The 20,650-nt window shown below is 57.1% G+C and carries 21 protein-coding genes and 1 tRNA gene; 13 read left to right on the top strand and 9 right to left on the bottom strand.

Annotation, left to right across the window (positions count from 1 at the left end; genetic code table 11):
- Positions 1-35 precede the first annotated feature (35 nt).
- The 8 genes from ABRP88_RS02540 (at position 36) to ABRP88_RS02505 (ending at position 7,958) form a co-directional block, all read left to right on the top strand.
- Positions 36-908 (top strand): ParA family protein, encoded by an 873-nt coding sequence (locus ABRP88_RS02540; protein WP_023022236.1) that lies wholly within the window; start codon positions 36-38, stop codon positions 906-908.
- Positions 909-914: 6 nt separating this feature from the next.
- The gene (locus tag ABRP88_RS02535; protein WP_023017549.1) at positions 915-1,712 is read left to right on the top strand and encodes a segregation and condensation protein A; all 798 of its coding nucleotides are present in this window, start codon (positions 915-917) and stop codon (positions 1,710-1,712) included.
- Positions 1,713-1,749: 37 nt separating this feature from the next.
- Complete coding sequence (gene scpB / locus ABRP88_RS02530) at positions 1,750-2,304, top strand: SMC-Scp complex subunit ScpB (RefSeq protein WP_005279288.1); 555 nt, start codon at positions 1,750-1,752, stop codon at positions 2,302-2,304.
- A gap of 55 nt (positions 2,305-2,359) precedes the next feature.
- On the top strand, positions 2,360-3,271 hold the full coding sequence (locus ABRP88_RS02525) for a pseudouridine synthase (RefSeq protein WP_005279286.1): 912 nt from the start codon (positions 2,360-2,362) through the stop codon (positions 3,269-3,271).
- Positions 3,271-3,963, top strand: coding sequence for a (d)CMP kinase (gene cmk / locus ABRP88_RS02520; RefSeq protein WP_284624110.1), 693 nt, complete (start codon positions 3,271-3,273; stop codon positions 3,961-3,963). The genes ABRP88_RS02525 and cmk overlap by 1 nt, the downstream gene beginning before the upstream one ends.
- Positions 3,960-5,543, top strand: a complete 1,584-nt coding sequence (gene der / locus ABRP88_RS02515; protein WP_349836023.1) for a ribosome biogenesis GTPase Der — start codon at positions 3,960-3,962, stop codon at positions 5,541-5,543. Before cmk ends, der begins: the two co-directional genes overlap by 4 nt.
- 149 nt (positions 5,544-5,692) lie before the next feature.
- The gene (locus ABRP88_RS02510) at positions 5,693-6,295 is read left to right on the top strand and encodes a GNAT family N-acetyltransferase (protein WP_349836022.1); all 603 of its coding nucleotides are present in this window, start codon (positions 5,693-5,695) and stop codon (positions 6,293-6,295) included.
- A 277-nt stretch (positions 6,296-6,572) separates the two neighbouring features.
- Complete coding sequence (locus tag ABRP88_RS02505) at positions 6,573-7,958, top strand: anaerobic C4-dicarboxylate transporter (protein WP_284641759.1); 1,386 nt, start codon at positions 6,573-6,575, stop codon at positions 7,956-7,958.
- Here the strand turns inward: ABRP88_RS02505 and ABRP88_RS02500 are convergent, their stop codons facing one another.
- A complete protein-coding gene (locus tag ABRP88_RS02500; RefSeq protein WP_284853951.1) occupies positions 7,959-8,780 on the bottom strand; it encodes a class I SAM-dependent methyltransferase in 822 nt (273 codons plus the stop codon).
- 37 nt (positions 8,781-8,817) lie between these two features.
- On the opposite strand from ABRP88_RS02500, the gene ABRP88_RS02495 reads away from it, so the two are divergent.
- The 3 genes from ABRP88_RS02495 to ABRP88_RS02485 are packed head-to-tail and all read left to right on the top strand — an operon-like array spanning position 8,818 to position 12,970.
- Complete coding sequence (locus ABRP88_RS02495; RefSeq protein WP_349836020.1) at positions 8,818-10,251, top strand: ABC transporter transmembrane domain-containing protein; 1,434 nt, start codon at positions 8,818-8,820, stop codon at positions 10,249-10,251.
- The gene (locus ABRP88_RS02490) at positions 10,251-11,993 is read left to right on the top strand and encodes an ABC transporter ATP-binding protein (protein ID WP_349836019.1); all 1,743 of its coding nucleotides are present in this window, start codon (positions 10,251-10,253) and stop codon (positions 11,991-11,993) included. The genes ABRP88_RS02495 and ABRP88_RS02490 overlap by 1 nt, the downstream gene beginning before the upstream one ends.
- A complete protein-coding gene (locus ABRP88_RS02485) occupies positions 11,990-12,970 on the top strand; it encodes a CE1 family esterase (RefSeq protein ID WP_284853948.1) in 981 nt (326 codons plus the stop codon). Before ABRP88_RS02490 ends, ABRP88_RS02485 begins: the two co-directional genes overlap by 4 nt.
- Here the strand turns inward: ABRP88_RS02485 and ABRP88_RS02480 are convergent.
- Positions 12,967-14,217, bottom strand: a complete 1,251-nt coding sequence (locus ABRP88_RS02480) for a site-specific DNA-methyltransferase (RefSeq protein WP_284853947.1) — start codon at positions 14,215-14,217, stop codon at positions 12,967-12,969. The genes ABRP88_RS02485 and ABRP88_RS02480 overlap by 4 nt on opposite strands.
- A 161-nt stretch (positions 14,218-14,378) precedes the next feature.
- On the opposite strand from ABRP88_RS02480, the gene ABRP88_RS02475 reads away from it, so the two are divergent.
- Positions 14,379-14,576 carry an antitoxin gene (locus ABRP88_RS02475; RefSeq protein WP_023022261.1) on the top strand — a complete coding sequence of 66 codons (198 nt, stop codon included), beginning with the start codon at positions 14,379-14,381 and terminating at the stop codon, positions 14,574-14,576.
- A gap of 128 nt (positions 14,577-14,704) precedes the next feature.
- On the opposite strand, the gene ABRP88_RS02470 is transcribed toward ABRP88_RS02475, so the two are convergent.
- From ABRP88_RS02470 to ABRP88_RS02455, 4 genes are all read right to left on the bottom strand, one after another.
- Entirely contained in the window at positions 14,705-15,322 is a 618-nt protein-coding gene (locus tag ABRP88_RS02470) for a response regulator transcription factor (RefSeq protein WP_284782857.1), read from the bottom strand.
- Entirely contained in the window at positions 15,315-16,451 is a 1,137-nt protein-coding gene (locus ABRP88_RS02465) for a sensor histidine kinase (protein WP_410756181.1), read from the bottom strand. The genes ABRP88_RS02470 and ABRP88_RS02465 overlap by 8 nt, the downstream gene beginning before the upstream one ends.
- Positions 16,451-17,206 (bottom strand): ABC transporter permease, encoded by a 756-nt coding sequence (locus tag ABRP88_RS02460; RefSeq protein WP_284853960.1) that lies wholly within the window; start codon positions 17,204-17,206, stop codon positions 16,451-16,453. Before ABRP88_RS02460 ends, ABRP88_RS02465 begins: the two co-directional genes overlap by 1 nt.
- A gap of 82 nt (positions 17,207-17,288) precedes the next feature.
- The gene (locus ABRP88_RS02455; protein ID WP_284770698.1) at positions 17,289-18,215 is read right to left on the bottom strand and encodes an ABC transporter ATP-binding protein; all 927 of its coding nucleotides are present in this window, start codon (positions 18,213-18,215) and stop codon (positions 17,289-17,291) included.
- 96 nt (positions 18,216-18,311) lie between these two features.
- Here ABRP88_RS02455 and ABRP88_RS02450 point away from each other — a divergent pair, with 96 nt between their 5' ends.
- On the top strand, positions 18,312-18,881 hold the full coding sequence (locus ABRP88_RS02450) for a cadmium resistance transporter (protein WP_284770697.1): 570 nt from the start codon (positions 18,312-18,314) through the stop codon (positions 18,879-18,881).
- Positions 18,882-18,940: 59 nt separating this feature from the next.
- Here ABRP88_RS02450 and ABRP88_RS02445 read toward each other — a convergent pair.
- From ABRP88_RS02445 to ABRP88_RS02435, 3 genes are all read right to left on the bottom strand, one after another.
- Positions 18,941-19,014, bottom strand: a tRNA-Pro gene (locus tag ABRP88_RS02445).
- Between the two features lie 76 nt (positions 19,015-19,090).
- Complete coding sequence (locus ABRP88_RS02440; protein ID WP_284853946.1) at positions 19,091-19,489, bottom strand: YchJ family protein; 399 nt, start codon at positions 19,487-19,489, stop codon at positions 19,091-19,093.
- Positions 19,489-20,649, bottom strand: a complete 1,161-nt coding sequence (locus tag ABRP88_RS02435) for a bifunctional alpha/beta hydrolase/OsmC family protein (protein WP_284770695.1) — start codon at positions 20,647-20,649, stop codon at positions 19,489-19,491. The genes ABRP88_RS02440 and ABRP88_RS02435 overlap by 1 nt, the downstream gene beginning before the upstream one ends.
- Between the last annotated feature and the right edge of the window lies 1 nt (position 20,650).

The following is a 20,650-nucleotide window of genomic DNA, read 5'->3' as shown; positions in this document are numbered from 1 at the left end:
GTCCATGACTTGGCGTCAAGGAAGAAGGTTTGACTGTGAGCGAAGAGGGTCTCTTTTCAGCCTCTGATGTTGAGACGGGGCTAACTGGCCGCCCTGTCCGCGAGCTGCCGGAACCCGCCCCCTTGGAAAAACATGGGCCCGCGACCATCATCTCGATGTGTAACCAAAAGGGCGGCGTGGGCAAGACCACGTCCACCATCAATATGGGCGCTTGCCTCGCAGAGTATGGGCGCAAGGTCCTACTGGTTGATTTGGACCCGCAAGGCGCCCTTTCCGCCGGGCTGGGATTAAACCATGATGACATCGAGGACTCGATTTATGACGTGATGCTGGATAGTCATACCTCTATCCACTCTGCCATTCATCACACCAGCGTGTCCGGCATGGACCTCGTTCCGGCCAATATTGACCTTTCCGCAGCAGAGATCCAGATGGTCAATGAAGTAGGCCGCGAGCACACCTTGGCGCGCGCCCTGCGCCCAGTGCGCCGGGACTATGACTTCATCATTATTGATTGCCAGCCTTCCTTGGGCCTGCTTACGGTCAACGCCCTAGCTTGTTCCCAGGGCGTCATCATTCCTATGGAATGCGAGTTCTTCTCGCTGCGCGGGCTTGCCTTGCTCACGGATACGGTGGAGAAGGTCTCTGACCGCATCAACTTCGATCTGGAAGTCATGGGCATTCTGGTCACCATGTTTGATCGGCGCACCAAGCATGCCCGCGAGGTAATGTCCCGCGTGGTGGAATACTTTGGGGACCAAGTATTCGATACCGTTATTACCCGTACCGTGCGCTTCCCAGAAACCTCCGTGGCCGGCGAGCCCATCACCTCGTGGGCGCCCAATTCGCAGGCCGCGCAGCAATACCGCGATCTGGCGAAGGAAGTCATCGAACGCTCGACCGTTTAAGCTACCGTGACGCAGCCAGAGATTACGGGCTTCCGCATTGCCCTGCGGAATTTCGAGGGGCCATTCGATCTGCTTTTGCAGCTCATCCAGGCCAAAAAGATGGATATCACGGATGTAGCCTTGTCTGAGGTGACAGATGAATTTGTGGGCTACACGCGCCAGTTGGGCGAGAACGCGGATTTGGATGAGACGACGGATTTCTTGGTCGTGGCGGCAACGCTCTTGGACTTGAAAGCCGCGCGGCTCTTGCCCCGTGGTGAGGTCGATGATCTAGAGGACCTGGAACTGCTGGAATCCCGTGATCTGCTCTTCGCCCGCCTTTTGCAGTACAAGGCCTATAAACAGGCGGCGGATCAATTTGCCCGTTGGCAACGGGAGGCACAGCGCAGTTACCCGCGAGCCGTGAGCATTGAAGAGCAATTCGCGGAGCTTTTACCTCCCGTAACGTTGGGGCATACTCCAGCGAGCTTTGCGGAAATGGCGGCGGGCGTCTTTCGCCCCAAGCCGCCGGAAGAAGTGGCAACGGGCCATATTCATGGCGTTGCCGTCTCCGTGCCCGAACAGGCAGGAAAGATCCTCGAAACGCTCAAACTCATGGGCGCAGGGCAGTGGACAAGTTTTTCCTCGCTTACCCGGGATTGCACCACAACCATGCATATCGTCGGCAGGTTCTTGGCGCTCTTGGAACTGTTTAAGGCCAAGGCGGTTGATGCCCAGCAGGAGGAGGCATTGGGCCAACTAGACCTTTCCTGGACCGGCTTGGACGTAGATCCTGCGGTCGTTGCCGCAGCAAATTGGGATTAGTGCTAGCACCGCCGTCCGTGGTTGTACTCTAAGGGGCATGGATCTTCCGTTCATTTCGCAATTGCGATCCCGGCTTGAATCGATCTTGCTGGTGCTCGATTCGCCGGCATCCGTAGAGTCCTTGGCGCGGGCGCTTAGCGTAGAACCTGCGGTCATTAGTGACTGCTTGCGGGCCATCCAACGCGAATTCGACAGCCGCGGCTCTGGAATTGAGCTGCGCGAAACGCCAGAAGGTTGGCGGTTTTATACCCGCCAGGAAAACGCCAGCGCGGTGGAGGAGTTTTTATTGGATGGGGCGCAAACGAAGCTCTCGCGCGCGGCCTTGGAAACCCTCGCCGTCGTGGCCTATCGCCAACCGGTCACGCGCCAGCAGGTCTCTGCGGTCCGCGGGGTCAACGTGGACGGCGTGATGCGCACCCTTAACCTGCGCGGGCTCATCCGTGAGCTCCCGCAGGACGAGTTCGAGGGGGCGTCGCACCGATATGAAACCACCGAGCTTTTCCTCGAACTGCTAGGTATAGACTCGCTGGAACGCCTTCCGGATCTGGCGCCGCTGCTTCCAGACGTCGATGCAATCGACGAAGAGTACTGAGGTGGGGTAGACTCACGCAGGTAATTTCATATCTTCGAGAGAAAAGGACACTTAAGTGACTCCTCCCGCTCGCCGTGACGGCACACCGGATAAGAAGCAGCGAGACAGCGATATCGTTGTCTCCAATGCCAAGCCGGCTCGTAATCAACACGTTTCCAAGAAAAAGCAGAAGGCCACCGCTGAATCGGTGGCGCGCGATTTGGGCGCTGACTGGCTGGTCGATGACGATAAGCCCAAAGGTGAGCGCCTGCAGAAGGTCTTGGCCAAGGCGGGCGTCGCATCCCGCCGCCACGCGGAAATCCTCATTGATGCCGGCCGCGTTGAAGTAAACGGCAATGTCATCCTCAAGCAGGGCGTGAAGGTCAACCCAGCCGTGGACGTCATCCGTGTCGACGGTGTTCGCGTCAACGTCAACGAGGACCAAGAATATTTCATCCTCAATAAACCCCGCGGAATGCAGTCGACGATGTCAGATGATCTCGGTCGCCCCTGCGTGGGTGACGTAGTGTCTGAAAAGGTTGCCTCGGGCCAGCGCCTATTCCACGTCGGCCGCTTGGATGCGGATACGGAAGGCCTGCTCATCCTCACCAACGATGGGGAATTGGCCAACCGCCTGATGCACCCCAAGTACGAGGTGAAGAAAACCTATCTGGCCACGGTACTGGGTGAGGCCGATAATAAGCTTGTGCGCCAGCTTAAAGAGGGCATCGAGCTAGAAGATGGCCTAGCCAAGGCCGATTTTGTGCAGGTAGTGGACAAGAATCAGGGATTCTCTTTGGTCCGAGTCGAGCTGCACGAAGGGCGCAAGCACATCGTGCGCCGCCTGCTGAAGGAAGCTGGCTATCCCGTGCAGCGCCTGGTGCGCACCAAGCTGCACACGGTCCAATTGGGCGATATGAAGCCCGGTGGGCTGCGCGCGCTAAATTCCAACGAGTTGACGAGCTTGTACAAGGCGGTGGGGATGTAATGATTTCGAATATGCCTGATGAAGGCCTGATCCTCGCGGTCGATGGGCCCTCCGGAACGGGAAAGTCCACGACCTGCCGGGCCTTGGCCAAGCAGTTGGACGCAAAATACATCGATACCGGCGCCATGTACCGCGTGGCAACCCTTGCGGTATTGCGCCACGGCGTGGATCCCGCGGACAAGCAGGCGGTGATTTCCGCGACGGCCAACCTGCCCTTGGAGGTTTCCGATGATCCGGATTCCACGCAGGTGCTTTTCGATGGCGCCGATGTCTCCCGCGTTATCCGGGAAGACGAGGTCACCCAGAACGTCTCCGCAGTATCTGCCATCCCAGAGGTGCGCGAGAACTTGGTGGCATTGCAGCGCACGCTTGCGCAACGCGCCCACCGCGCCATTGTAGAGGGCCGCGATATCGGCACCGTGGTGCTAGCCGATGCCCCGGCGAAGGCCTTTATGACGGCTTCCGCGGAAGTCCGTGCGCAGCGCAGGCACGATCAAAACGAAAAGGCCGGTATTGCCTCCGATTTTGAATCGGTACTGGCAGATGTGCAGCGCCGCGATGCCGCGGATTCTTCCCGCGCCACCTCGCCGCTTCGCCCCGCCGACGACGCCACTATTGTCGATACCTCTGACATGAGCCCGGAGGATGTCGTGCAGGCTCTTATCAACGTGGTTAAGGAGTCCCGCTCATGAGCAATAAAGATTTTGAGTCCCCAGAGGAAGAAGTCACGCAGTTCCATTACCCTGCGGGTAAGTTCGACGAGGAAACGGTAGAGACCTCGCCGGGGTGGGCTACGGACGATTTTGATGCCGAAGAATTCGACTACGACTTTGATGAGTCAGAGTTCGGCGAGGCCGACTACGGGGACGAGGACGACCTAGAGCAGCCTCTCAGTGAGGACGAGTGGGAGCAGCTCTCGCAGTCGCTGGGCTTTGCCGATGCCACCGAAGAAGCCCTGTGCACCATCGCTATTGTGGGCCGGCCGAATGTGGGCAAGTCTTCGCTGGTTAATCGCTTCCTCGGCCGCCGCGAGGCCGTCGTAGAAGACCACCCTGGCGTTACCCGTGACCGCGTGTCCTACGTGGCGGACTGGAATGGACAGCGCTTTATCGTGCAGGATACCGGCGGCTGGGATCCCAACGTCAAAGGCATGCACGCCGATATCGCCCGCCAAGCAGAAATGGCGATGGATACCGCCGATGTCATCGTGATGGTGGTAGACACCAAGGTAGGCATTACGGAAACCGATGAGGTCATGGCGCGCCGCCTGCAAAAATCCCCGGTTCCGGTGATCGTGGTATCGAATAAATTCGATTCCGATAACCAGTATGCGGATATGGCGCAGTTTTACGCCTTGGGCCTCGGGGATCCGTGGCCGGTTTCTGCGCAGCACGGGCGCGGTGGCGCAGACGTGCTGGATGAGATCCTGCGCAGCTTCCCCGAAGAACCGCGCGAGACCTCAATTACGTCGGGACCTCGCCGTGTCGCGCTCGTCGGCAGGCCGAATGTGGGCAAGTCCTCGCTGCTCAATAAGCTCACCAGCGAGGAGCGCTCGGTGGTAGATAATGTCGCCGGCACCACGGTAGACCCCGTGGACTCGCTGGTGCAGCTGGATGAGCAGTTGTGGAAGTTCATTGATACCGCGGGCCTGCGCAAGAAGGTCAAGAATGCGCAGGGCCACGAATACTATGCTTCCTTGCGCACCCGCGGCGTGATCGATGCTGCCGAGGTATGCATCATGCTTATCGATGCCTCCGAGGAGATCTCCGAGCAGGACCAGCGCGTGCTCAATATGGTGCTGGAATCCGGCAAGGCCTTGGTCATCGCGTTCAATAAGTGGGACTTGATGGATGAGGACCGCCGCTATTACCTCGATCGTGAGATTGACGAGCAGCTGCAGCACTTGCCGTGGGTCACCCGCGTTAACATTTCTGCTGAGACCGGTCGCGCCTTGCAAAAGCTGGAGCCAGCCATGATTGAAGCCCTAGATAGCTGGGATCAGCGCGTGTCTACCGGTCAGCTCAACAACTGGATGCGTGAGGCGATTGCGGCCAACCCGCCGCCGATGAAGAATAATCGTTTGCCGCGCGTGCTCTTTGCTACGCAGGCATCGACCCAGCCACCGACGATTGTTCTATTTACCACTGGTTTCCTCGACGCATCCTACCGGCGCTACCTTGAGCGCAAGTTCCGCGAGCGTTTTGGTTTCCACGGCACGCCCATCCGCATCGCCGTGCGCGTGCGCGAACGCCGAGGCAAAAAGCGGAAATAAGAGTTCACTGCGAATACGAGCGAAGCACTCACACATGTGGGGCTTCGCTCGTTTTTTATCTACCTCATTACGCTCGGTGTCATTGGCAGCTAAGCTTGAAAAGACATTAGATCATTGGCTTAGGCCCAGAAAGCAAGAAGGTAAATACGGTGTCACAGAAAATCGAGATCTTGCGCGGGCAACATATCACTCTCAAGGCGTTGAGCGTAGACCATACTTCTGGACTAGCTGAGGCGGTACAGGACGGGGAGTTATGGAAGCGGTGGTATACCAAGGTTCCATCACCGAGTGAGATGGAAAAAGCCGTGGAAGAACGCATTTCTTGGTATGACTCCCACGGGTCGCAGCTTTTTACGGTGTTCGATTCTGCTGGCAATACGGTAGGAATGACTGGTTATCAGGCCTTAGAACCAGATAACAGGCGGGCACAGATCGGATACACCTGGTACAGGCAATCGGCGCAGAATACCGCGGTTAATGCAGACTGCAAACTCGCCCTCATGGGCCACGCATTTGAGCAGCTTGATTGCTTATCGGTCTTCTTTACCACCAACTCCTTTAACCGCGAAAGCCGCCGCGCGTTGGAATCCCTAGGCGCGCATCTCGACGGGATCCTTCGTGGTCACCAGATACTTGATAACGGGTTGGTGAGGGACACCTGCGTGTACAGCGTGCTGCGGCATGAGTGGCCCGCAGTGAAAAATCACTTGCACTATAAGATTGACCTGAAGTTTGGGAAGGACAAGGCCTGAGGAATTGACAACGAAGTGCGCAACAGCTTTCGGTGTTGGCACGTGAGGTGTAGTTGAGCTTGTCTCGCCAGCAAAGCCGGAGCTCATTGTAGAGGCATCAGGGCGCCTCAAAACTACATAATTTCGCCGGTTAACCCGGTATTTTACCACTTAGGAGAGCAAAAGTGTCACCAACAATGGTGTGACACTTCGCTCTCCTTTTCGCTTCGGTGAAAGCATTATAGCGCCGATAGGATAAAACTTGTCAACCATTTACTTTCTGTTTGAAAGGCATGACATGTTAGCGAATGTGATTGCCCCGGATTCAGTCCTGGCTATCGTGCTTCAAGTCATAATCATTTTAAGTGCTTTGCTTTTGGGCACCCGGTATGGCGGGATCGGCCTCGGATTAATTTCTGGCATCGGCTTGATGTTGATGGTCTTCGTTTTTGGCTTGGCACCGGGCGAGCCCCCCGTGTCGGTCATGCTCACAATCATTGCCGTTATCGGCTGTGCAGCCACATTGCAACAAGCACAAGGTTTGGAAGTGATGATGCAGCATGCGGAGAAGTTCTTGCGTGCTCATCCAGAGCGCATCACCATTTTGGCACCACTGACTACTTGGTTCCTTACCGTACTTTGCGGCACTGGCCACGTGGTCTACACCATGTTTCCGATCATTGAAGACATCGCGCTCAAAAAGGGAATCCGTCCTGAGCGTCCCATGGCAGTGGCCTCGACCTCGGCGCAGATGGGTATTACCGCTTCACCGGTGTCTGTGGCTACCGTTTCTCTTGCGTCGATCCTTGCGGAAAATGCTGGAGCTATCGACAAGGCTTATTCGATTCCGCAGATTCTTACGGTGGCGCTACCCGCGTCCTTGTGCGGTGTTCTTCTCGCCGCGTTATGGTCGCTGCGTCGCGGCAAGGACCTGGACAAGGATCCGGCTTTCCAAGAACGGATGAAAGACCCAGAGTTTGCCGCCAGCATCAATGAGAGCGCCGATTCGCTCATTGGTAAGGAATTTTCCCGCGAGGCTAAGCGTTCAGTAGTCGTTTTCCTTGTCGCTATTGCCTGCGTGGTCCTCCTCGGCGCTTTTGAGTTCCTACGCCCCCTGGTTCCTGGTGATGATGGCGAGCTGAGCCCGGTATCGATGAATCTAGTGATCCAGATGGTCATGCTCGTCGCCGGCGCCATCATCCTTCTTAGCTGCAAAGTGGATACCAAAAAGATTGCGTCTACTCCAGTATTCAAGGCCGGCATGACCGCTGTATTTTCGGTCTTCGGTGTTGCGTGGATGGCAGATACGTTCTTTCAATCCCATATCGATGCCCTGGAAACGAACTTGGGTTCTGTCGTTGAGGCGGCCCCATGGACGTACGCCGTCGTGTTGGTGGTTGTGTCCAAGTTGGTCAATTCGCAGGCTGCTGCACTGGTAGCAATTGCCCCTATTGGCTTGCAATTGGGCATTGACCCGGCTGTCATTGTTGGTTTCTACGGTGCGGCGTATGGTTACTTCATCTTGCCAACCTATCCGTCTGACTTGGCCTGCATTGGCTTCGATCGCACGGGTACGACGCGAATTGGCAAATACGTCATCAACCACTCGTTCCTCATCCCCGGAGCGATCTCCGTATTTACCTCCTGTGTGGTCGGCTCCCTCTTGGCCCAGGTTCTCCTGTAATCAGTCCCTCGAGATAGACTCCGCTTCCCGTACCAGCACGAAAGCATCCGTGCGGTACGGGATGTGCAGTTTTTGCCCGGCCGAAAAGCCCATGTGCTCGTAGAGGTACCAGTTCAGGTTGTGGGTCATGCGCTCGTGGATGGCCTCGTTATTTCTGAGCCAGTATGAGCGGGTGTGCATGAGTTGGTGGAGCTGTTCTGGGGTAAGTTCGTGGGTCCAGCTCAGCCGGAGCTCGCGGTCTAAGGTCCAGGGCGCCGTGTATTCGGGATAGAAGCCGGGCTTATGCACGTCGCCAGAGTGCATGATGCGGCTTAAGCGAAGGATCCAGGGATCCGCGTGTACGTCGAGGGTATTCCACACTAAAAGGATGCGTCCGCCCGGCGCGAGGATGCGGTCCAGCTCGGCGGAAGCGGCAGCAACGTCGACCCAGTGCCAGGTTTGGGCGAGGCAGGCGGCGTTGAGGGAGGCATCGGCAAGCGCGGTGTGCTCGGCCGTGGCGCGGATGATGGGAATGTCCAAGCGGTGTTGGAGCACGCGGGCCATATCTGCCGATGGCTCGACCGCAAGCACGTTGGGGTTGGTGAGAGACTCAGTGAGTTTGCCGGTGCCGGCGCCGATATCGGCCACGCGGTGGGCACCGGCGATGAGTTCAGCAACCTCGGCCGGGTAATGGGGGCGGACGTCCTGATAGGTGTGCGCACCGTGGTGAAAGGCACGCGCTGCCTGGGTGCGCTGGGGATCGGTGCCAAAGGTAGGTTTCTGCTTCGCAGAGGGATTGCGGTAGCTGGGGAAGTGTTGGGGGTTGGGGTGGCGAGTCGACATAGGCTATCTAACCTACCGGGAATTAGAATGGCTTGTTATGGCAACACTTCCAGAACCATCAGATCCGCGGTGGTTGCTGAAAACCGTCTTCTCTAGGCCTGGGATGACAATCCCCGCCGCTGTGTGCATGGCTATCTCCTTCGTGCTCAACGGCACCACACCGGTCATCGTGGGCTATGCCATCGATGAAGCGGTGGTGGAAGGATCGATCGAGCGACTGTGGTGGTGGCTTGCACTCCTGGTCCTGGCCTTCGCGGTTAATGCCGTCACCGGGTGGTATGGCCGTGGGCTCAATGCGCGCAGCATGCTCGTTATCGGCCACGACGTGCGCATGGCCATTACGGATCGGATTATGGATCCCAAGGGGATGGGCGGTCCGAAACGCACGCCAGGCGAGTTATTGGCTATTGCCTCTACCGATGCAACCCGCGTACAAAATGCCGTGATGATGACGGTTTTTCCGGTGGCAGAGATTACGTCCATCATTTATGTTGCGGTGATGACCAGCCGGGTGAATCTCCCGCTAGGAGTGGCGATTCTATGCGGCGGTCCCATCGTGGTGTGGGGATCGCTGCGCTCGGCTGGTCCGTTGCGCAAGCGTTCTGGCATCCGGCAAGCAGCATTGGGCCGCGCCAGTGCGACGGCGACGGATATTGTCCATGGTCTGCGCATTATTAAGGGGATCGGTGCGATAGGTACCGTGCGTAAGCGTTATGCGGGTGATTCCGATGCCGCCTACGAGCGAACCGTTGAAGCCAATGCGGCGCAGGCAGGGCTGAATGCTTCTACCGAGGCGTTGGGCTCGATCTATGTCATCGCCGTCGCCGTTGCCGCCGGCTACCTGGCGCTGGACGGGCAGATGAGCATTGGTGAGCTTATTATGATCATTGGCCTTACCCAATTCATCATTACCCCGATGACCATGCTGGGCCGAAATATTGCCTCCCGGTGGGCCGCGGCGCAGGCGAGTGCGCAGCGAATAGTAGGCCTGCTGGGAGCTCCAGGGCTGCCCGGAGACTCTGCACCACAGGTGCCAGCGCTGCGGCCAGGGGTGACCGCCATTGATGGGCATGCTCCGGAGGAACTGCGAGAGCTGCCCCGGGAGAAATTCATCGTCGTGCCGCACGAGGTCATGCTGTTTGACGGGACCGTGCAAGACAATATTCATCCGGATGCGGATACGGCCGCACGGGCCCTAGAGGTGGCTGCGGGCGCGGATATTCCCGGTGGGCTTGACCGCGCCGTGGGTGAGCGCGGAAACAACCTGTCCGGCGGCCAGCAGCAACGAGTCGCCCTTGCCCGCGCTATTGCCGCGGATCCAGAGGTGCTGATTCTGTCTGATCCCACTACGGCGGTCGATTCCGTGACCGAGCAAGAGGTAGCCCACCGCATTGCGGACTACCGGAAAGATAAACCGACCATCGTCTATACGTCGGCTCCCGCCTGGCATGCAGTGGGGGTGGAGTCCTAATGCGTTTTCCCACCGCCACCTGGCCACAGGTAAGAAAGGTTGTGGCGCAGCAGCTCTCGGCCATCCCGCACGCGCGCCGGCGCGCCGTTATTGCCGTGGTGTTCTTGATCGCCGGGGCAGCGGCCAATGTCAGCATTGCGATTCTGCTCGGCAAGATCGTCGATGCCGTGACGACAGGCACCAGCATTGCCCTCCTCGGAGTCCTGCTCATCGGGGTCGCCGCCGTATCTGCCGCACTCTCGGCAGCGGGATTCTATGTCCTTTCTCAGCTGACCGAGCGCGTTATTGCGTCCCTGCGCGAGGATATGGTCTCTACGGCACTCGGCCTTCCCACACACCGCGTCGAGGATGCCGGAACCGGGGACTTGGTATCGCGTTCTACCGATGACGTGGCGGAGCTTTCCGCTGCGGTCACGGAGACGGTCCCCGTGTTGGCGAAATCCATTTTTGCCATTGCCTCGACGGGAGTGGCACTGCTTACGGTGGACTGGCAATACCTCTTGGTGATTGTTGCCGTGACCCCGCTGTATTTCTTAGCCGGCCGGTATTACTTGCGGCGTGCCCCAAGCAGGTATGCCGCTGAGCGCGCCGCTATGGCGGACCGCGCCCGCCGGCTTTTGGAGGCAATCCACGGCAGGGACACGGTGCGCGCGTTCCGCATGGAACATACGATGCACGATCGGATCGGCGCGGCTTCAACGCGCGTGGTGGAAGAGGGATATAACGCGCGCCGGACGATGATGGTGCTCCAAGCTCACCTCACCGGCATTGAACTGGTCTTATTGGCCAGCGGTTTAGCGGTGAGCTTTTGGGTGGTGCAGACCAATGCGCTTACTGTTGGGGCGGTCACCGCGGCGATGTTGCTGCTTATACGACTGCGCGGGCCACTGATGGGGCTGATGCGCGTGCTAGATACGGTGCAATCTGGGTATGCCTCGTTGGCGCGCATCGTTGGCGTGGTTATCGATCCACCCGCGCCGGTACCGGATAGCGGTGCACCGAGGGGCGATGGCAGCGTGGACATGCGGGATATTTCCTTCCGCTATGGCGATAACTCTTGGGCCGTTGAGGGACTCAACCTAAAGATTAAGCCGGGCGAAACGGTTGCCCTCGTCGGGGCGTCTGGGGCGGGGAAGTCCACAGTGGCAGCGTTGCTCGCGGGCTTGCGCGTCCCGGATAAGGGCACAGTGCTTGTCGATGGCGTTGAGGTTGCGCTGCTTTCCGATGCCGAGCGTATCCAGCGCCTCGCCCTTGTCTCCCAGGAGGTGCACGTCTTTTCTGGGAGCCTGCGCGAGGATCTTGCGCTGGCGGCGCCACAGGCTACCGATGCTGAAATGGTGCAGGCGCTGCGCCAAGTGCAGGCTGACTGGTTCTTCGATCTGGAGGCAGGTCTCGATACCATCGTGGGCGCGCAAGGCATTCCGCTAGACCCCGTGGCAGCGCAGCAATTGGCGCTTGCCCGAATCGTGCTGCTGGATCCGCGCATCATCATCTTGGATGAAGCCACTGCAGAATCAGGCTCGGTGGGCGCTGAATCCTTAGAGGACGCCGCAGAGTCAGTGATGGAGGGACGCACCGCCTTGGTGGTAGCGCACCGCCTGGATCAGGCCTCGCGTGCCGATGCCATCGTGGTCATGGATAATGGCCGGGTAGTAGAACAGGGTAGCCATGCAGAGCTGCTAAATTATGGAGGCCGTTATAAACAGTTATGGGCCGCTTGGCAGAAGGGACGAAAATCATGAGGCGGAGGCCGGTGCGCGCGACGTTGAGCACCGCAGTCTTGTGCTGCGTGGCGGTGCTGGGCGTGTCATGCGCAAATAATGAGGAAGAATCGGGCTCGGCGGTACGCAGCGAAAGCACGCAATCGCACGGTTCGGCTGCCTCGCAGCTCGGGATTCCTACCTCTGCGCCGCTCAGTGGCCCAGAACCCGGTTCCTATACGACGATTAACCTGCCGTCTGGTCGTTCATTTATTCTCAGCGTGCCGGAAAATTATACGGCCCAAAAAGAGTGGCCTGTCGTGATGGCTTTTCACGGGTGGGGGCAGTCCGCGGAAAACTTGCGCGACTATTCCCGCCTCGATGCGGCACAAGCTATTACCGTATTTCCTGCAGGAAAGGAAAAAGCGTGGAGCCCCGCGCCATATGCGGAAACCAGCGGGAGCGAGGACAAGAAATTCGTGCTCGATATCCTCGATTCCCTCCGCGCGACCTATAACGTGGATGATGCGCGGCTTTTTGCCACCGGCATGTCCAACGGCGGCGGTTTTGCTGCCTACCTGGCTTGTCAGATGCCCGGCACCTTCCATTCGGTCGCCACCATTTCCGCAGCATATTATGAAGATATCCTGAAAGACTGTGCCCATGAACCCGTAGGGCGCCTCGATATGCACGGCACCGATGACCCCGTCGTGGGCTATTACGGCGGAACCCGGCACAAGACCAAGTATTTCTCCGTTGAATCTGTCTTAGAGCAGGACCGCAAGCGCAATAAATGCTCGGAGAAGGTAGACACCAACCGCTTGGTCAATAATGCCCTCGACATGCATTGGCGGGGCTGCACCGCACCGCTGGAGCATATCCGCATCGGTGGCGGCTCCCACGTGTGGCCGGGTGGTCTTGGAGACAAAAATAATGAAGTAGGAAAGTTCTTCGCCACTGACCGCGTCTTGGACTTCTTCGGCATTCCGGGCAGACCCGACGGCACGCGCGAAACCTAGATCGCGCGGTAGGTCCGGAAAGAGGACCCAGGCACGGATCGCACGCGTTCGACGCAAATATCCGCGACGCTGAGAAAGCCTGCCCGGCGCGCCGCACTGTCCGGGGCAGTGGGCTCTGGAATTTGCACTAGGTGAAAGCTGCGCTCACCCTTATCCTCTCGGTTGAGTTCGATGACCGCCTGCGCCGTGGTGCCAGAGCCTGCGAAAAAGTCGAGCACCCGGGCATGGGCGCCGCCGCCAATGGCGATGAGATGCTTGATAAGGCGCACCGGCTTGGGGAAATCAAAGATTCCCTCCACGCCCATGACGTCCTCTGCGTCGCGGCGCCCAGTGCGCGTTACGCCAAACCTTTGCCCATCGAGGATGGATCGCGGCCGCGCCCCTGCTTTTTGATAGTTCTTGGTGTAGACGAATCCGCGCCGAAAGACCAGCTCATCGTAGCGCTTTTCCACCATATCTTTGCCCCAGCGCCAGCGTGCTACCTGGCTCTGGCCAGCCGGTTGGTCCGGCCAGTGTTGCGTGCCATCAGGCGCGGAAATGGGAAAATCAAGCGATGGCAGATACCCCAGAGTCTTAGAATCTAAGCGCACCAAGGAGTATTTGCCGCGTTCATCCTCGTGGTTATATTTGGTGCTCGTATAGCCCTCAGCATCTACATTGAATCCGGGGTTATCGGGGTTCTTGGCATAGCAGAGGATGTATTCGTGTTCTACCACCGCATACTTGGAATCGTTTTTCCCAGTGCCAGCCTTTTTCCAAATGAGTTGCCCGGCATAGCAGCCCTCGCCAAAAACCTCGTCTAAAACCTTGCGGGTATTAGCAGCCTCATCCTCTCCAATGGAGACGAATATAAAGCCGTTCTCCGCCAGAATTCGGCGCGCCAGGATGAGCCGCGGCAACATCATGGACAGCCATTCGGCATGCCATTGGGCATAGCTGCCGGAATTTACCTCTCGCCGCGTGCGGTAATTATCGCGATAGACAAAGTCCCGGCCGGTGTTATACGGCGGGTCGATGTAGATGACATCGAAGGTTTCGCCCGTGGAAGCCCAGTGCTGTAGAACCGGCAGGTTATCGGCCAAATGGATGCTATTGGGTGAGGTGGTAGAGCTGCTTAACGCAGTATCGAGCTCAAACTCGGCGGCTAGGGGAGTCTCCGCCGCACCGCGCGCGGCCTGCTTGCCAGGCCACACCAACCCAAAGAATTCCGCGGCGTTGTCATCTGCACCAGGGCTAGTGTGCGTCATTTTCTGCCTTTTCCGTGCGAGCTGGTCATTGATCTCATTAACGCTATCACTTTAGAACTTCTGACAACCTTTGGTGGCGAAGTCTCGGCAGTGTCATTATCGTGGGCAGTGTTGCCGGATGCGGCAATGGTTAGATGAAGTAAACAACGAAAGGATTAGCAATGGGTATTTTTGACAAGGCAAAGGAAGCACTGAACTCCGAAAAGGGCCAGGAAGTTACCAACGAAGGTCTGGACAAGGCCGAGGACTTTGCCAAGGACAAGCTGGGCGAAGACAAGGCAGACCAGGTAGACAAGGCCCGCGATGTCATTGATGACAAGCTCGGCACCAATAACGACGGTGACGACGAGAACAAGTAGTTCTCGCCCTAATTTCTAATTAAATATCGCTTAAGCCCCGTTCCAGACAGGAACGGGGCTTAAGCTTATGTCTATGGCCGATTTTTCTGGAAAACGCGGTCCAATTGGGCTGGGGAAAAATGCGCTTTTTAAATCCAGCCCTGAGTTTGGGCTTTCGTCGCAGCCTCGTAGCGATTATTTGCATCGGTTTTTGTCATGATACTGGACACGACGTTGCGCACGCTGCCAGGACTAAGATGCACTTTGCGCGCCAGTTCTGAGGAAGCCACCCCAGATAATAAAAGCCGCGCGATTTCTCGTTCCCGGGGTGTGAGCGGGTTGTCCGGGGTAAAAAGACTTTCTCGTGCTAAGGCAGGATCGATCACCCGCAGCCCAGCCTTCGCTCGGCGAATTGCCTCCGCGAGTTGTTCTGGGGGAGTGTCTTTGACTATGAATCCAGCGATGTCAGCATCAATAGCACGTTTTACATAGCCGCCGCGGCCAAAAGTAGTAACGATGAGGCATTTGCATGGACTGTCGGAGAGTTCTTCTGCTACGTCTAGACCGCTCTTTCCCGGCATTTCAATATCGAGTAGAGCTACCTCCACATTGTGCTTGGCGACGAGCCCCGCAACTTCGTTGCCCGTTGCGCATTGAGCAACTACCTCGATATCTGGTTCGGTAGCTAGGAGAGCGACAAGGGCACCGCGAACCAATGATTGATCCTCCGCGATGAGGATACGGATGGGTGGAGATGTCTCAGCCATCGGAACCAATTTCACTGTCCAAGGGTAGTAATTCGGTATCACCGTTCATAGTAATCAGCGCTACGGTGCGGTCGTCCTTCCTCATAATAATCAACTTTCCGCCGCTGTCCTCCATTCGCTTATGCAGCCCGTGTAGCCCGCCACTGTGGTACTGCTTGTCCGGATCGAAGCCGCAACCATCGTCTACGACTTGGAGCTTATTTTGGGTTATGCTAACCCAGCAGTGCTCTGCGCCTGAGTGGCGAATAACGTTAGTGGTGAGTTCGCGTAAGGCCCAAGAAAAGGCGGCGTCATAAAGTCCTACGGCTCGGACGTTGGCAGGAAGATGCGCTTGAATCCCTGTGGTATCGAATGCTCGGCCCGCTGCCTGAACTTCTCCCTCGAAGGTCGGCATGCGCATCCGGGTAACTGTGGAGCGGACTTCTGCCAAACCCATACGGGAAAGGTCACTTATTTCTTGCAGCTCGTTTCGAGCTCGAGTCGGATCTACGTCAACGAGCCGCTGTGCCAACTCAGATTTTAAATTGATGACGGTAAGCGAGTGGCCGAGCAAATCATGGACGTCGGTGGCAATGTCTTCGCGTTGGCGAGCGAGATCGAGTTGATGCTCTAAATCCGTGCGCGAGTCTTCTCTTTGAGACATTGTGCCTAGCAACACCAGCAATATTGGCCAGCCGAATATCACAATGAATGTCCCTAAGAGGTCCTGCGAATCGACGCTCCATAAGGCACCTGTGACTATGAGTCCGGTGAGAAGTACCCATAATAATGCCCGGCGCAGTGGTAATTGAAACCCGAGGAATGCAGCTAGATAGGGCACAAATGTGGTGGCATAAACTCCAAAGAAGGGTATGGAGATAAGTGCTATGAGCGCTAAGGCAGACCAGCGAGCGGCCAAGCGATAACGTAAGTTCCAACCCCGCGGGTAGTAAGTCACCGAACCAAAGCTGAAGAAATATAGGGCACTGAAAGCGATAACACAGGCCGTGGATCCTAGGCGCTGCGTAGCGTCCACACCAGGCTGAACGAAATTGAGAATTAAGCCGAAGAACAGAAATATAAGCCAAACGCTGGCAATCACCGCATTATTTGTAGCGAATCCCTTGAAAGGCGAGTGGAATGAATCCATTACATTCGTGATTTGTCGCGGTGGAGCAGCAGTGCGCAGGCTCCGACGAAAATTGCGGTCCATACGGCGAAGTTTAGTCCTGCGCTCCACAAGGAATGGTTAACCGTGCCATCGGCATCATTTAGCAGTTGCATCCCTTCTGCCAATGGCCATTGAGCCAACACGACAGGGCCAAAAAGGGGTGTAAAGCGGCCAAACGCCATAAGTGAGGAAGATAGGGGGATAAAGACATTGGCGGCGAACAGCAGGAGGACAATAGAGGAAGAAGCAATGGCCACGGAGTTATCCGTCGGTACAGCAAGTGCCCATATCATCCCATATAAGCCAAAGGGAATAGAGACAACAGCGCACGCAAGAAAGGACAGAACCCATTGGTGGGGCTCCATGTCAGCTTTAGTTAATGCACCAGTGAGAAACACTGCTGCAATGGGAAGCAGAGCTTGCAATGCTATGGAGGTGATATTCGCCCAGAGGATCTGGTGAGGGCGCAGCGGAGTAAGCGCTAGTTGGCGTCTCCAACCGGACCTGGCATCAGTGACTGAAGCAGCAGCGGCTCCCACCGCACCGGCGACGCCGCCGTACAGTGCCATGCTGATCATTTGGAGAGCTGCAAAGTTACCGTTGTGAATGGGAAGGCTGCCAAAGTCCATTAGCGTGCCGAAAAGTAGATAGAAAAATACCGGCAAAATGGTGGTGAAAAATAGCGGGGCGAGGTTGCGGCGCAGCCGGAGGAAATTGTACCCAGCAAAACGCATTGTGTTACTAAACGCAGGCGCGGTGGAACTATTAGACATGGTTGGAATCTTTCGTTGGGGGGCTGGCGGGAGGAGAAACGGGTTAGCTGTGCTCATCGGTGAGCGCGAGGAAAGTATTTTCCAGACTATGAGCGCTAATGGTGAGGTCATAAGCGCCTGTGTGGTTAAGAAGATGGCGGGCCAGTGAATCCGAATCTGAGGTAGTCATTTGAATGTGATCTCCAGTGCGGGTGACTTCGGTAACGCCTGGTAGCGCACTCATTGGAGGAATACTGCCGTCAAATTGGGCCGTAATTCTTCGGACCTCGCCGCGACTACGTATGTCAATTACCTTGTCATCGGCCACAACTTCCCCTTTGTGCAAAAGCACTATCCTTTCAGCAAAATTGTCTGCTTCTTCGAGATAGTGTGTCGCGAAAAAGATGGTGCGCCCGAGTTCAGCCTGGTGCTGCATGGACGCCCAAAAATCCCGGCGAGCGCCCGGATCCATACCGGCAGTCGGTTCGTCAAGGATGAGTATCTGCGGGTCGCCCAGGAGCGCAAGCGCGAAACGAAGACGTTGTTGCTCGCCGCCGGAGCACTTGCCCACTCGTCGAGACAATATCGGTTCTAAGTTGGTATGATGTGCGACCTCGCCAATGTCTAGGGGCTGAGCAAAGGTAGCGGAAATCATCTTTAAGGTATCGCTTACGGTGAGCTCGGGGAGAAGACTTCCGGATTGAAGTACCGCTGCTAGCTGTGCGTTGTTGATCGCTTCCTGGGGGCTTTTGCCTAGGACTGCGACAGTGCCGGAAGATGGTTCGGTAAGGCCTAAGATGAGGTCAATGAGTGTGGACTTTCCAGCGCCGTTGGTACCTAGCAACGCTATGATTTCTCCGGGGGCGATGGAGACTGATACGTCATTAAGTGCTCGCACTGAATGCGAGGAATTTGCTGCGAAGACTTTTTCTACGTCGCGTACCTCAATCGCTGTTGAGGAACCTGAGTTAGGGATACGTGTAGTTTTCATGTCTTGCACTTAACTACGTTTGCGCTTTTAATAGCAGGGATCGTGTCACGAAGTTGCCATGACAATTGTCATCGGTGGATACGTTAAGCTGATTATGTGATTACTACTCTCGCATCCGCAATCGTCTTATTTATCGTCACCAATATCGACGATATCGTTGTTCTCTCGCTGTTCTTTGCCCGTGGCGCGGGCAGGAAGGGCACGACCAAAGCCATTCTTTTGGGTCAATACCTGGGATTTTTGGGGATCCTCGCGGTCTCCGTGGCACTTGGTCTGGGACTTAGCGCCATCCTTCCGGAAAACTGGATTCGCTTTTTCGGGCTTATTCCCTTGGCCATTGGCCTCTGGGCGGCCTGGGAGGCTTTTCGCGGGGAAGACGACGATGACGTTTCTGGAAAGAAGCTCAGTATCGCTGCGGTAGCCGGGGTCACCTTTGCCAATGGCGGCGATAATATCGGTGTGTACTTGCCGGTATTTACCACGTCTTCGCCCGCAGATATCGCGGTGTACTGCGTCGTATTCCTCGTCTTGGTCGCAGGCCTTGTAGCGGCGGCGAAATTTGTGGCCACACGGCCAGCCGTAGCAGAAGCACTAGAGAAGTGGGAGAGCGTTTTATTCCCCACGGTGCTTATACTGCTTGGTCTCGCCATCCTATTTGCGGTGTAGGCGAGGCACACAGAAAATCCCACGGCCGTGAAGTAAATCCATAGCCGTGGGATAATTTGTCGGGCTAACAGGATTTGAACCTGCGACCCCTACACCCCCAGTGTAGTGCGCTACCAAACTGCGCCATAGCCCGGCGTCGCATTATTTGTTGCGACTGCCCTAGATTACATCAGGATAATTCCACAGTGAAATCAAGGCCATGACCTGCATCAAAGCTCGCCGGTGGAATAGACCCATGCGCCATTCAGGCGCCGGAAAGACGATCGCTCCCGCTGGGAGCCCACTGCCTCGCCCTTGTAGAAGGCCTCAAATTCCACGATGCCTTCATCGTCTACAAGACCACCGCCTTCGGTATCGAGGATATCGAGGCGGTAGAACCGGATGGGGGAGTCAGCCAAGTCCAATGAGCTCGGCCGAGTCACCGGATCCCAGGTGCGCAGGAGGTAGTCCTCATCGCCGCTGACGAAGGCGCTAAAGCGTGACCGCATCAAGGCCTCGGCTGTGGGAGCTTTGGCACCGGCATGGTACTTGCCGCAGCATTCGCCAAAGCTCAGCCCGCTCGTGCAGGGGCAGCGGCGGGAATCGGCGATGGGATTGAGGACCACCATTAGTTGGAGTCCACGATATCGGTGATGGTGGCGCCGGCGGCCATGCGCTCGACATCGGTATCACGCGCGGCTGCGCGCAGTGCATCGATATCGGAATCGCTCAAGGAGCCTTTTAGTTCGATGCGGCGCTCGAAGGAGGTGGTACCGGTCTGGGTGATGGATACGTGGACATCGTCAAGCGCAAGCTTCTTGCCGGCCTCCTTGATGGCCTGGGTGGAGGCAGCTGCCAAGGCCGACATGAGCAGGCCGGTTGCGGTAAAGCCCTTGCCCTTGCCGCCTTCCTTTTTGGTGCGGTCCGCGGTCACGGAGTGATCATTGTGGCGCACCACGACGCCGAACTTGGTGCCGGTAGCGGGACGGGCAACGGCGGCGTCGGTGCCCACTTCCTCGGGCTCATAGTCGGGAACAATAAATTGCTGGGACCAGGCACCGATCAGATCAGCGGCGCGGGCTGCGGTTCCCTGCTTGGTGAGCAGGTGATCGGCCTTATCCAGCGAAACGAGGGATTTGGGGTAGCGGGTCATGCGGAAGATATTTTGCGCATTGTCGATGCCCACCGTCTGATCGATGGGGGAATGCAGGGACAAGAGGGGCTTGCGCAACCGCGGTAGGTATTCTTCCGGATTGGTTTCTGCCAGATCCTCCAGGAATTTACGCGAAATGGTCAGGGCCCTGCCTCCCAAGACGACCTCGACCTCGCCATTAGCGTCTACCTCGCCGATCTTATCCGCGTAGTGCAGCACGGAGTGCGCGGGATCGAAGGGGGCGCCGATGGTGGCCACGGCGCGAATCTTTTTCATTGCCGTGGCGGCCTTGAGCACCGCTGCGCCGCCCAAGGAGTGACCAATGAGCATCTGTGGTGCGGAATAGTGTTCTTCTAGCCAGTCCGCGGCGGCGCGGATATCGTCGACATTCTGGTTAAACGTGGTGTCCGCGAACTCGCCTTCTGATTGCCCCAAACCGGGAAAATCAAAGCGCAAGGTGGCGATACCGAATTCCGTTAATTGCTTCGAGGTGCGGGCCGCGCCAGGGGTATGGCGCGAGCCGGCAAAGCAATGCGCGAAGACGGCGAAGGCGAGAGGGGGAGCATCAGGAAAGTCGATGGTTCCTGCCATCTCGGTTCCTCGGCTGGACGGCAGCTTAACATTGACGGATTGCATG

The organism is Corynebacterium sp. KPL2734, assembly GCF_040225595.1.
GTDB lineage: Bacteria > Actinomycetota > Actinomycetes > Mycobacteriales > Mycobacteriaceae > Corynebacterium > Corynebacterium rhinophilum.
This window is presented reverse-complemented; position numbering and strand designations above follow the sequence as displayed.